Annotated in this window: 8 protein-coding genes; 5 read left to right on the top strand and 3 right to left on the bottom strand. The window is 41.9% G+C overall.

The window, feature by feature from the left end; all coding sequences use genetic code 11:
- Window positions 1-5: 5 nt before the first annotated feature.
- The 3 genes from BM528_RS13860 to BM528_RS13850 form a co-directional block, all read right to left on the bottom strand.
- The gene (locus BM528_RS13860; RefSeq protein ID WP_071980322.1) at window positions 6-1352 is read right to left on the bottom strand and encodes a restriction endonuclease subunit S; all 1347 of its coding nucleotides are present in this window, start codon (window positions 1350-1352) and stop codon (window positions 6-8) included.
- Complete coding sequence (locus BM528_RS13855; protein ID WP_071980321.1) at window positions 1349-3829, bottom strand: type I restriction-modification system subunit M; 2481 nt, start codon at window positions 3827-3829, stop codon at window positions 1349-1351. Before BM528_RS13855 ends, BM528_RS13860 begins: the two co-directional genes overlap by 4 nt.
- 84 nt (window positions 3830-3913) lie before the next feature.
- A complete protein-coding gene (locus tag BM528_RS13850) occupies window positions 3914-5668 on the bottom strand; it encodes a type I restriction-modification system subunit M/S (RefSeq protein ID WP_071980320.1) in 1755 nt (584 codons plus the stop codon).
- Between the two features lie 615 nt (window positions 5669-6283).
- Here BM528_RS13850 and BM528_RS13845 point away from each other — a divergent pair.
- The 5 genes from BM528_RS13845 to BM528_RS13825 are packed head-to-tail and all read left to right on the top strand — an operon-like array spanning window position 6284 to window position 13040.
- A complete protein-coding gene (locus BM528_RS13845) occupies window positions 6284-7192 on the top strand; it encodes a TnsA endonuclease N-terminal domain-containing protein (protein ID WP_071980319.1) in 909 nt (302 codons plus the stop codon).
- Window positions 7177-9399: a hypothetical protein gene (locus BM528_RS13840; RefSeq protein ID WP_071980318.1), complete on the top strand. Its 2223-nt coding sequence runs from the start codon at window positions 7177-7179 to the stop codon at window positions 9397-9399. The genes BM528_RS13845 and BM528_RS13840 overlap by 16 nt, the downstream gene beginning before the upstream one ends.
- A 12-nt stretch (window positions 9400-9411) precedes the next feature.
- A complete protein-coding gene (locus BM528_RS13835) occupies window positions 9412-10734 on the top strand; it encodes an ATP-binding protein (protein ID WP_071980317.1) in 1323 nt (440 codons plus the stop codon).
- A gap of 3 nt (window positions 10735-10737) precedes the next feature.
- Window positions 10738-11670, top strand: coding sequence for a TniQ family protein (locus BM528_RS13830; protein WP_071980316.1), 933 nt, complete (start codon window positions 10738-10740; stop codon window positions 11668-11670).
- Window positions 11667-13040: a TnsD family Tn7-like transposition protein gene (locus BM528_RS13825; protein WP_071980315.1), complete on the top strand. Its 1374-nt coding sequence runs from the start codon at window positions 11667-11669 to the stop codon at window positions 13038-13040. The genes BM528_RS13830 and BM528_RS13825 overlap by 4 nt, the downstream gene beginning before the upstream one ends.
- Window positions 13041-13049 lie beyond the last annotated feature (9 nt).

The raw sequence follows: 13049 nt of genomic DNA, 5'->3' as shown, positions 1-13049 counted from the left end.
GCAAATCAAAATGGCAACCTCGTGCGCCCTGTAAGAAGTTCCTGCATCATACCCTGTTTGACTTGGCGGGTTTTCGCTAGGCGCTGTTCAAGGGTTTGGATTTCGTTATCCATATCCGATAGGATGGTAGCGATGGCGGTTTGTTCTTCAATGGGCGGTACTGCTATTTTTAAGTTCTTTACGTCATTACTATTTATTGCAGGATAATTTGATCCCGATATCAGCATTTCGATTTGGTTATTAATGACATGGCAAAACAAGTGATGAAAAATAAACTCCGAACATAATTTAATATTTCCACTTCTTATGACAGCAAACCCTGTTGAACAGATTAAGTTCTTTACTTTATCTCTGATAAATAAGTGAGATTTTAAATTCGGCCTCACAGTTGATAATAAAACATCATTATGTTTTAAAACTCTTCTCGCTCGTGAAGGGGCATCTTGAAATTTATATTGTGTAGTTCCAATTAATTTTCCATTATCAACTTGTTCTAATGAAATGTATTCAAACTCATAGTCTGGGGAAGTGCCAGCCCCTAAATTTTGGGGATCAACAGTTGAAACATCACCAATTCTATCAACATCCCAATCTTCAGGAATTTCGCCTAGTTCGCTGGGTTTTGTGTCTTTTGGCTGGCCTTGGCTCTTACCTTCAACAGCGCCTTCGGTGTAAGTGGCGAATTGCGGTAAACGTGTTTTGCCTGTCAGCAGTTGCTGCATAGCGGCGGTTTTAATCGATTGTTTTTTTGCGATCAGCTTTTCCAATTCCGTTAATAGCGCATCCACATCGGATAGGGCATTGGCAATGGCGATTTGTTCTTTTTCATCTTCAGGGATCGCGACAAATATTTTGCCAAGGGCGTTTGTTCCAATATTTGGCGGATCTGTTCCTGCCATTGCTAGATTCATTGCAGCGATAAAGTCTTCTCGTTGAATTGAGTAGTAAATATAATTGAGGTTATTACTGCTCTTAGGCTTCAGCTTGGCTACACGTTGATTAAGTAACGCAGGCAAATCTTTACTTTCTATTTTGGCGACTTTTAATTGGTCACCTAGCAAAGGTCTAGTAAGTGCCATTACTACATCATTTTCTGCTAGAGAATATTCTTTAAAAGACTGAAGCAGATATTCTGGCAAATATGAAACAGCACCCCATTTAATTTCATTTATTCCAACATTAGCTATTTTGAGCCATTTAGTACCATCATTTGAAGCTAATCGGCTGCTAAAACCGTATCCGCCAAAGAATTCAACAACTTCTTTTGCTAGTACTGCATTCCATCTTTCAGGAATTATGCCTACTTCAGAAGTTTTATAGCCCTCAGGAATAAGTTGATCTAAACCATTCATAGTGACCACTCCAAGCCCATTGCTTTTAGGTGGTCTGCTACTTTATCGCTAAGATCATCAACTGAATTAGAAAGGGTTGGTAGTGGCGAGCTGTATCGTTCTTCAAGTTGTTTAACCCGGTTTGCCATTTGTTGGGTAACACGTTCAATTTCAGCAACGATATTGGCTTGTAATGTGGCTAGCCATTTGTCATCGACAATCAGGGTTTTGATTGCATCGATAGTGAGTTTTGGATATTGGTTAAATACGCTTAAATCGAGTGCTTCCTGTGCATCTTTAACTGCTTTTTTCGCAGCCGCTTCGGCATTAAACAGCTTGGTTGCTTGTTTCAGGGCTTTAACTTCATCAGAATCGGTTGCTAGCTTAGCTCTGGCAGCAACACTGGCTTTGGTGATTTTGTCTTTATCATTTAAAGCTTCAACCAATAAGCCATCTTCACCACCATGCTCTTCTAGATAGCTTTCTAATGCTTGAGTTGCCTCATCCTGCTTAGCTTGCAGCGCATCAACCTGAGTTTGTTCGCTAGCAAAGTAACGGGCAACGATTAAGCTAGGTGGAATAATCTCGGCTTTGTACTTTTTCTTATTGACGATTAAGTCTGGCGTTTCTTTGAGTTTTTCACCTTTTTTAGCCACTAACTCACGAAGGGTGTTACCTGCTTTCCAATCGTCCTGCACCAATACATACACATCGTCCTGCATGGTATCAGCCCAGTAATCCATCAGGATTTGGTAAATATCATATTTGCTTAATAAGTCGCTATTGGCATAGTTATTTAACAAATTCTCTGAAATGTTAAAGATAAAGCTTTTCGGGTTATCGCCTACTTTAATATCTCTTAATTTCGCTTCTGGTATCCATTTTTTAAATGGCAATAGGCTACGTGCTGCAAAATCTTTAAACTCTTGGTGAGCCAAAATCGTGCTTTTAACTTGGCTAGCTTCAACTAATGCATGGCTATAGCCGCTTCTTTTTGGATTGGGCTCAGGTTTAAATAAGGTGGCTCGAATACTTGGGAATACCTGCCAGTAATGCTCAAGCGCATCAATGTCGCGGTTTGGAATGCCACCTTGCAGGTGAGCGCTTAAATCGTGTAAGTCCTCTGGCTCAGATGAGTCGATATAACGCGGGATGTTAAGGTTGTAGTCGTTAGCGGCAATTTCATCAATTTCCACTAAGCGGCTGTAACGCTCAAGCTCTCGGCCTTTGTTAAACACATCAACAATTTTATGAATATCTTGACTGCGCAGGCGGTTTTTATTGCCATCTTTGATAAAGCCTTTGCTGGCATCAATCATAAAGATGGGGCGACCTGATACGGTTGGTAAGTCAGTGTCACTCTCATTAAAATTAGAAACCGCTTTTTGCGCGTGCTCCTTATCAATCACGATAATACACGCAGGAATACCAGTTCCGTAAAATAGATTGACTGGCAGGCCAATAATGCCTTTGATGTAGCCTTGTTTGATGAGGTTTTCGCGAATCGTTGCTTCAGCATTACCACGGAATAATACACCGTGCGGTAAGATTACAGCACCTTTACCTGTGCTTTTTAAGCTTTTAATAATGTGAAGTAAGAATGTGTAGTCACCGTTTTTCTCAGGTGGAATACCCCATGTGAAACGGTTGTACAAATCGTTTTCTGGCGTTAAGCCACTCGTCCAGTTTTTATTAGAAAATGGAGGGTTGGCTACCGCAAAATCAAAGGCCTTAAGTTGGTTAGGGGCATCCTTCCATTGTGGCTCGGCAAGTGTATTACCTTTCCATATCTTTGCTGTTGTATTGTTATGCAAAATCATGTTCATACGGGCAAGTGCGCTAGTCGCATTGTCCATCTCTTGCCCATAGAGGGTTAAGCCACGCTCTGCTTGGTCACTGGCTTTTAACAATAGTGAACCTGACCCACAGGTGGGGTCATACACAGTCGCATCCTGCGGAGTGTCCTCTTTAATGCCAACCACTTTAGCCAGAATTTGCGAAACTTCAGATGGAGTATAAAACTGACCTTTTGACTTTCCTGACTCAGTGGCAAAATGTCGCATTAAGTACTCGTATGCGTCACCCAACAAATCATCACCGCCAGCACGATTAGATGATAAGTCTAGCCCTTGGAAAATACCGACCAGCTTAGTGAGTCGGTCTACCATATCCTTGCCTTTACCTAGCTTGTCTTCATCGTTGAAGTCAGCTACATCTATAATACCTTTTAGGTCGTTTTCTTCGGCAAGGGCTGCGATGATTTTATTAATTTTATCGCCAATTTCTTTATCGTTTTTAGCGGCTATCATATCGTCATAGCTAGCGCCGTCAGGCACTACAATCATGCCATATGGGTCACCTTTGTATTTATCGCTAACGTACTTCATGAACAGCATTGTGAGCACATAATCTTTATACTGGCTTGCGTCCATACCACCACGAAGTTCGTCGCAGCTTGCCCAAAGTGATGAATAAAGTTCTGTTTTTTTAATTGCCATTGGGTTCCCTTATCTAATTTGTCCTACAGGCGGTTGCCAAGCCTGTAAATATTTTGATTCTGTTGAAAAGCGCTTAAACAGCGTTCAAGATGTTATCGCTTCAAAGGTTGTTTTATTCGCGTTCTCAATTTCAGTTCGTAAAGCTTCAATCTGTACAAATTTTTCTGTGATTTGGTCATGCGCTACACCTAATACTTCCAGTTGCGATGTTTCGAAACCCGGAACTTTCATCGATTGGATATCATTGCTGGAAAGCATTAATGATGTGGTTCCTGTCGCCAAAGAAGTTAGTTGGTATTTGCCAAATTCTGACAAAAAGTATTGAAAAAGCGCTTTGGGCGTCATCCTTCTGCACCCCGATTTTACTCTAAGAATGGTAAAGGCTTGATTCGCAACGGCGTTCTCTTCTATCCGTTCTGGAACAAAGGCGACTTTGCCTACCGCGCCACGGCAAACGACTAGAACATCATTAGCTTGAATCCGTTGCTTTTCAGCACGCTTTTTAAGGCGTTTACTCACTTTTACGAGGCGGGGTTTACCTTCAAGGTGATTAATATCGTTTACGTTGTTTAGTCCATACTCTGAAAAAGTAACGTCTGAACTATCATCATGACTTAGTGCTTGTGGCCGGATGAATTCAACTAGCTCCTTAAGTGGCGCTTCTCTAAATTGGGATAAAAAGTTAGAAAGCTTCCTGTCATCATCTGTTAATACATAGCGGGCAGGAGATAGGTTGTAATCGTTTTCTTCGATGCGCGAAGGCTTAATATCTATTGAATAATCTGAAGATGATACGCTGTTAAACTCGCGGATAATTTGCTGAACGTTTCTTAGGCGGTTCTTTGTTTTTGACAGCGGCTCTGTAAATTTAAAACTGCGAGCATTCAGGAACTTGACGTGGCTACCACTTTTTTCTTTGTTAAGGATAACTGCATTGATTGGAGCTGATGTGTGGCTTAGTAATCCGCTAGGTAGGGCAATTACGCCTTCAAGCCAGTTTTCTTCAATCATATTTTCTTTGAAAAGCTTTTCGCCAGCAGCGGTACGGAAAAGAAAAGCATCTGATACGAAACAGACTACTCTCTTTGTACTGTGCGCTAACATATGGCGTAAATAGTACACTTCGCCCATCAGTGACTCTTCTGGGAATCTCTCCCAAATATCGATAGTGATTTTTTCTTTCAGTCTTTGACCAAAAGGCGGCATTGCGATTGAGGCCTCAAACTGCTTAAGCTTATCATTGTCTACCAATCTGGGGTTCAGAATCGGGTCTGAATCCTTGACAGTTATGCTTCCGTTATGAAGGTAGTTAAGAAGTTTAGCATAGTGTGCGTCTTCGCGGCTCCCTGTTTCACATATCGCTTCTGTGTGTACTGGAAGACGAAGCGCAAAGTTATATCCTTTTTCAAAAGGGCAATACACACTGCATTGATCGCCCAAAAGAGCAATACCAAGCTCGCATACTTCAGGTGGTATTGCATAGCTAAACTTTGAAGTATTGTGCATGTAGTACACTGTTTCAGTTAGTGTATGCGCAGAGATGATGTTTTGTTCTAGCAGTTGCAATAGTTGATTAATAAACTGCGTAAGTGAACCTTCATACTCAGGGATATTTTGATGGGAAACTCTTAAGGAAGATAGCTTAAACGTCTTATTAAGCATCACATTAAGCGCTTGGAAGGTAACAGGTTGCCTGTGCTCGACACCATCAGGTAAATCGTTGTTCATTGCCATTACAGCATATACAAAGCAGGTAGATACCAGTTCTACTCTTTCGGGCTCATCAAACGGAAAAAGCGTTTTTGATTCAGAAATGAGTTGCTTGAGTGACGAGTGCACTAGCTGTCTCCTTGCTAGTCGAACATCACATAGTGAAAAACTGTTCGAAGGATTATTTATAGATACGTCTTACTAGCGCATAGACTATTCCAAAAAATATAATTTTGTCAATTGGAATAAAATAATAAGCAATAAATTATTTAAATTCTTGTTTTTAAAATTTGGGGGTTATTGTGCGGTTAGGCGTCAATTACGGGATTCAATATTACACTAAGGGAGGCTTTCGGGCCTGAACTAAAAAAGAGCCGTAGTTGAGTGTATAAAAAATTTTGTCAACACCTAGTGTAGTCGCTCTTAATTCCGTAAACCTCCGAATTAGCTAACCGCTAGCGCAGGTCTATTCTGATATTACAGATTATGCCTAATTTAAAAGATGTGTTCTTATGGCGAGTAATCCTTCATTTTATTCAAAGCTGTGTGTTTTTATAGGTTAGCTAATTTTACCGCCTATTAAGTAAGGCTTTCTTGACTTTCCTAGGTCAGTTAACTGTTGTCAAATCGCCAGAATGTGTTTTTATAAATTATTGTATTTACCAATAACATTAATAAATTGGTGATTTTTTAGTTTTCCTACCAGTTTTCTTTGCCTACCTTCATTTTCATGGAGGATCTTATATGAAAGAAAACAAACAAATTTCCGGTTTCTATACAGTCGGTAATCAACCCCCCGTTACTTGGCTAACGCTAAATCGTATTGCTAAGTGGGAAGAGGAAGTGCTTAGCACGCAGCAATATGTTCCATACATAAAAGTGAAGCGCAGTCCCACGGTAGGTAAAGGTAGTAAAGTTTTTAATCCGGAATCGGACCAAACACATGAGGTTCTGTCCATTTTGGAAACTCAGCTACTTCGATACCTAGCGTTTGTTCCAAACATAACATCTGTAAAAACGCAGTATCCACTGCTACCGATATCAAATACGTTGGAAATTGCAGATGCAATGAGCGTAAAGCATCCAAGTTATCGCCCCAAGGGTAAGCACATTCGGCACGCGCTTAAAGTTGACCAAGCGGTCGTGATGACAAGTGACTTTCTGATCGACTATACAGATGGAGAAGGTGAGCTGCACCAGTGTGCATTGGCACTTAAGACTGTCAACGATGACGGTGACTTTTCAGACAAGGCCGGTCGAGACCTTAACATACGTAATAAGCTCAATATTGAAGCCGAATATTGGCGGAATGACGGTATTGAGTGGCGTCTTATTACATCAGCACAGCACTTTTGTGAGGATATCTTCGCTCGAAATCTATTGGAAGCAGAAGCCCGAAGTGAGCGGGAGATTGGTGCATCACTTCTTCAGGATATTGAGACAAGCTTTATTCACTGGTTTAGTACATCCCCCCATACAAGCTTTGCCCCGTTATTAAAAGAAATAGCCGGGGAGTTAGGCATTTCCACTGGCGAAGTTCGAGTGGCGTTTTGGAAGCTAATATGGCAGCAGCGCCTCCCCGTAGATATTTCTAAAGAAATTATTTTCAATCGTCCGGTTCCGCTAGGAGGTAAGCAATGGATTTGGCGTTAAATAAAGTACTCGTTGCACCTAGCACGAGCGCGAGTGGTCAGGAACCAGCGCGATTTACCGTTGTCGAGTATGAGTACGGTTCTGATATGGTTGTGCTATGTCAGCAAATCAAAAAAAGTCCCAGAAAGCCATTTGTTCATCGTATTGGCAGCCCAATTAAGTTTTCGCATGAAGGCTATCGCCATATCATTAACTGGGATGAATTCTCACTTGAAAGCCAAGGCTTTTTGGATGGTGTGCATACTCAATACTACCGAGATATGCGGCTGTCCCAAAATATCCCAAGAGGAGACGGCGATAAGATCAAAGCATATTTTGACAGATGCCAGAAGCTCGAAGATAAGGTTAAATTAAAGCTTCGCACTGTGGAGGCTTTTGAGCAATTCCCTCAGCGTCGCAAAGCGTTTTTTAACGGCGATATTCCGACTAAAAGTTTGCAAGGACTTGCGAAAAGCTTAGGGGTCTCATACGACTTCGTTTGGGATACCCTTTGCCGATACTACGCTTATGGACAATGTGAAGACGCGCTTATACCAGCTTTTGGAAATTGTGGGAAAAATACGCAATTACCTGCTGATACAGATGAGGCTCGTAGGCAATTTCCGAAAGGAAGGGGACGCAAGAGTAAGTCTACTCATGCCATTAAACGCATAGCGCATAGAGGAGATGCTGAAACAGTAAAGCGGTTCAAGCAAAATGACTTACCCACACTCCAATATCACAGCATGAAAAGTTTGTGTCGCCAATACAATGCTAAGTACGCAACTGAACTGCTTTTTGAGGACGAGTTAGGCAATAAATATTGGGACTATGTACCTGAGAAATATTTAACCCCACAACAATTTATTACGCGCTTAGAGGATGCTTGTAAAAATAGGGCGGAGTTCGAACGAATAAAGCGGGGAGCAAAAGAGTTTCGAAATAAGCTTCGTATTAAGAAAAGTACGGTGATGAAGCATGTGGTCGGTCCGAGCCATATGTACGAAATTGATGCCACTGTGCTGGATGTGCATCTCGTTTCTAAGTTTTGCACGGAAGAAAAGCTCGTTATAGAACGCCCAATTCTTTATACAGTAATTGATGTAGCGACAACAATGATTGTGGGCTTCCACTTATCTTTAAACGGGGCTAATGCGGAATCGGTAACACTAGCACTTTTTAATGCCATGACTGAAAAAGAAAGCTTTTGTAAGCAGTGGGGTTTTGATTATCGCCCCGGAGATTGGCCTTGTAATCACGTTTGCCACACCTTAGTAATCGACCGGGGGGCTGAATATCTCGATAAAAAGATGGCGGCTCTGATTAAGTCAAAGGTAGGACTGACTTCAATTCAGATAACTGAGGCATATGTTGGTCGAGCAAAAGGCACAGTTGAGGGACTTTTTAATAAGTTAAATAGGATGTGCATCCATGCCTTGCCGGGAGCGTTAATAAAAGGTCGGCCAAAGGCAAAGGCAGATACCTCAAATCACGCCTGCTATACCATTGATGACCTTTATCACATTCTCGTGCACGAAGTTATTGCCTATAACAAAGATACAGTTGTTAAAAAGAAACTTACACAAGAGCACCTATTAAACGGCGTGAGTCCTACACCTCTAGATCTATGGAACTGGGGACTAGAAGAGCTGATGGGAGGAGGTAAAACCGTAGATCCGAAGAGTTTAATGGCCGAGTTATTGCCAAAACGTACCGGAGTAATAACAGACAGTGGCCTGAAGCTGAAAAAAGAGAAAATTACCTATCAAACCGATAATAAGAAGTTTGAGGAATTCAGACAGGAAATTGTTCTCCAACGATACCGCTCAGGTTATGAAGTTGAAGTCATGATGTTGCCATCTTGGAATCAGCACCTTTGGTTTAAGATGGGGCAAGAATCAAGTGACATCATAACTTTTGAAGTGGCTGATACTAATGAGCTGGTAAAAAACCTTCATTTCTCTCAAGCAATAGAGATTTTAGAAGAATTGTCGGTATTCGAGTCCAATGCTAGGCATATCAATGCTATTGAAGAATCGATCCGGGTAAAGCGTCAGATTGATATAGCGAATAGCAATATCAAGCAGCTGAGAGGCTTGCTTCGCAGCGAGGGTAAGTCGCCTGCTAAGGGGCGAGCGGAAAACACAAACGCTGACCGATACGCTCAAGCACAGCACAACGCATCTATTGTTCAATCAGCCATAAGCGGCCTCTCTACCAATAACTAAAGGATTCTAGCCATGACAAATACACTTAAAAAACCGCAGTGGGTGTCCCCCACAGCTAAAAACCCACTTGTAAAAAAGTTGAATTTTATTAGCGACAAGCAAACCTATTTCACCCTTGTTGAGCAGCGACCTGATAAAGAATATGACTTTAGCAATGCCAGTGCTAAAGATCGGGTTGCTGCTTATGAAACCGAATTCTATGTGCCCAGTGATTTATCATGGGAGGTCTATCAGGCGATGTGTGAAATGCTGGAATTAGGTTACCGTTTTAAAAACATCGCATATCCCAGCTATTACGCAATGATGAATGCTGTTGCATTGAGTGATGATGACAAGGTCGAAGGGATAATTGAAGTTGAAAGTGAGCTTGAAACAGGCGGTTCAACCATTGCACCTTCGGGGGCTGGCAAAACCCAAGCCGTTAAAATTGCAACATCTATGATCCCATCTGCAATTATGCACCCACCTGAAGATACGGCATTTAAAAAGCCTTTTCTACAAGTCCCAGTTATTACGACAAAGCTAACTGACCGTTCAGCCTTGAGTGTGTTGAAAGAACTTTTAAGATCAATTGACAAAAATGCTGGAACGACTTTTTACGCTGACTTACCAAGCCGTAATACTGAAGATGAACTCCTTAAAAAGTTGCGCAACGCGTGTTGGCAACATGGGGTTGGGCTTGTAGTCCTTGATGAAGCTCAGACGTTTATAACGGAGAGCGGGAAAAAGAAGGGGAGTGACTCTAAAAATGCTAAGTTTTTACAACGCATCTTTAATTTCTTGTGTTTACCTATTTTGTTGGTAGGCACGCCTGAAACTGAAGAGTTCTTATCATGCAACTCGCAAACTTTCCGTCGATACAAAAAAGATGCAGATATTATTCACCACAATTACACGCTTGATTCTGAATACTGGCAGAATTTGGTTGAAGGTATACTGCAAGGATTTGTTTTTTGCCGAGATATAGCTGTCACTGACGCACATCAGCGCTTGATTTATACTTATACAGCAGGTAATCAGAGTGCATTACAAATTTATTGCAAAGCTTTGATAAGACGGGTTTTAGAAACACGATGCAACGTATTAAGCGAGAAGTTGTTAAAAGACGTTTTCGAAATCAAGAAAGCTACGCTTTTGCCGCTGACAAGCTTGCTTGGCAAACCCGCCAAAAATACTGAAGCTGCCTTTACCGCTGAATTTCAATCGCCTACCCCTAAAGCTAAATCTACTCATAAAGCGGTGAAAGCTAAGCGCGATAACATCGAACCAAATGTTGCTTCAAAACTATCAAAAGAGCGAGGCCAAGCTGCTCATAAATTGTTTATGAGAGGTTAAAGCATGTCTGAGCATATTATCGACCACTACGCGAATCAAATCCCTATTTTGCCGGGAGAGTACCTACCAGCTTATCTTGCGCGACTGCGCAAGATGACTTGTGGTATTGAACCACGAAGATTAATGTCTTTCAGCGGCTCAACTCAAATGGGTAAGCTCCACCAACTGTTTCCGCGAGTAGCGTCTTGTTTTGCCTACCGACCTTCAGAACGCGAGCGTAGTGGCGCGCTTTTGCAAGAGCACTTAGGCTCACGTTATTGGCGAGGCTTTTTGGATGAGAAGGCTTATAAAGAACACGTACAGCAAGTTAACTTAAAAGTTAAGTCCAAGCGAAGCATTTTCGAAGGTGAAGAGTTACTCGATAGCCTGAAACCAATGAAGTTCTGCGAGCATTGCCGTGATGATGATATTGAGCGTTACGGAACACCAATGTGGCATGCTGCGCATCAAGTAACGTCGCTGTATGTTTGTGAAAAACATCGTGTACCACTGCATCAGTTCTCAATGAAACCTGACAAAACATTGTTAGATTATCCTGTAATAACCAACTTTGTCGCTGCCAACTCTGCTTCGGTTCAGGCCGATCCGCTTCGGACATGGTTAGACGTGGCGTCGAAACAGTTGCTTAAAATCCGTACCATACATAATCGTGAGCGAATTAAAGACATCAAATCTGATATGGCACGCGCTTTTAGGGCGAAAGAAACGCCATATACCATGCGCATCAATATTGAGTATCGAAATGCATGGCGAAGCTATGCGGCAGATTCTCTCAATGCACTTTGTCCAAATGAGCAGTGTTTTAAATTTTTTTTAGCAAGACCAAGTTTAGGGCTTACACAACAGCTGAAACAGAATGCGCCAGTTCGCCATCCATTGATATTCCTTCTAGCGATGAAGTTTGCTGAGGATATGGTAGGAGGGAATTTGTCATGACATATGAATTTGTTCCACCAATATATCCAGATGAAACTATCTACTCTTACGCTGCACGTTTACATGTTTACTGGGCGGAAAAAAATCACAGGAAAACAGCAAAACGATTGTTTGGCAAAGCGCCTATAAACATCGATCAGCGATTACCTTTAGGAATTGAGCATATCGCTAGAGCCACTGGCAACGAAGTCGATACGTTATTGCAGCATCATACATTTTATCCACTGTTCTCAGGCTTTGTCTCTTGCCCTATAGCGTTAAAAGAGGCCATGTTATCAAAGTCAGGAAAAAATCTAGCAAACGCTTCAAGTGTTGCTCAGGCCGGAATTGCTTCTCTTGGAGGCAGTCGGTACTGCCCGCTGTGTATCGAGCGGGACAAGTTACAATACGGCATAGCATATTGGCATCTTAGTCATCAATTACAAGGCGTAACATGCTGCACGACCCATGACGTAGAGCTAGTGCAGGTAGAACAGTGTACGCGTAAGTTTGAATTGCCACCGCAACAAGATGAAAGTAATGGAGTGATCGCTTCAAAAGATGCCTTACGATTAGCTCGACTGCTTCTCCGGTTCAATTCTGATTTTGAGTTCAATATTCCAGATTGCCGTGAGGATTATTGGGGAGGTCCGTCAGAATTGTTACGGCTTAAGAATCAGTATCGGGGCCAAAATGTAGATATGGCAGTGCTAATGGAAGCCGTTAACTTGCTGTCTGAGAAAGTGTTCAATTTTCGCATTCTGTCTGAGAATGTAGTGTTTAACCTCATTCATTGCACCGACTACTACTGCCATCCGACGAAGCATATTTTCCTCTGCTTCGTACTTGATCTCCTCTCAGTTCGGCAACCGGAAACTTCGGTGAATCGCGATCTGCATAATCAGATATTAGAAAGAGATAGGTTTAAGACTATTGGCTATTATCAACTTGGAATAAACCAACTTCGACCCACTTCAAGAGAAGTTAACCGAAGTGTCAATTATGTAAAAAGTATAGCGCGTCAAATAGGAGTTAAGTACCAAAAGCGTACTAAGTTTATCACTCCTGATATAGAAGCACGAATAATAGCGAAAGCCAAGGCCGGAGTGCATAGGCAGACGATTGCTTATGAAGAAGGAGTATCCGTTTCAACAGTAGAACTTTTCATTAATGGCGTATTGGGGCTAAGCGAAAAGCGGCGTAACCTTCGCAAAGAAAGTCGACGGAAAGACGCTCGGCAATCGTTACTCAATACTATGTCCAACCTACCCGAATTGACGCGTAAGAATATAAAAAAAGCTATATATGCTGACTATATGTGGCTGTATCGTCACGACAAAACGTGGTTGTACCAAACTCTACCAGCGGCAAGAAACCGTACTAAACTCTAGGAAAAGACT

Source organism: Alteromonas sp. RW2A1, from assembly GCF_001886475.1.
Classification (GTDB): domain Bacteria; phylum Pseudomonadota; class Gammaproteobacteria; order Enterobacterales; family Alteromonadaceae; genus Alteromonas; species Alteromonas hispanica.
Note: the sequence above shows the minus strand (reverse complement) of the source record. Positions and strands in the feature narration are given on the sequence as shown.

Coding starts and splice junctions, on each gene's coding strand:
- BM528_RS13840 (WP_071980318.1), top strand. CDS start 7,177: ATGGATTTGGCGTTAAATAAAGTACTCGTTGCACCTAGCACGAGCGCG.
- BM528_RS13845 (WP_071980319.1), top strand. CDS start 6,284: ATGAAAGAAAACAAACAAATTTCCGGTTTCTATACAGTCGGTAATCAA.
- BM528_RS13855 (WP_071980321.1), bottom strand. CDS start 3,829: ATGGCAATTAAAAAAACAGAACTTTATTCATCACTTTGGGCAAGCTGC.
- BM528_RS13835 (WP_071980317.1), top strand. CDS start 9,412: ATGACAAATACACTTAAAAAACCGCAGTGGGTGTCCCCCACAGCTAAA.
- BM528_RS13830 (WP_071980316.1), top strand. CDS start 10,738: ATGTCTGAGCATATTATCGACCACTACGCGAATCAAATCCCTATTTTG.
- BM528_RS13860 (WP_071980322.1), bottom strand. CDS start 1,352: ATGAATGGTTTAGATCAACTTATTCCTGAGGGCTATAAAACTTCTGAA.
- BM528_RS13825 (WP_071980315.1), top strand. CDS start 11,667: ATGACATATGAATTTGTTCCACCAATATATCCAGATGAAACTATCTAC.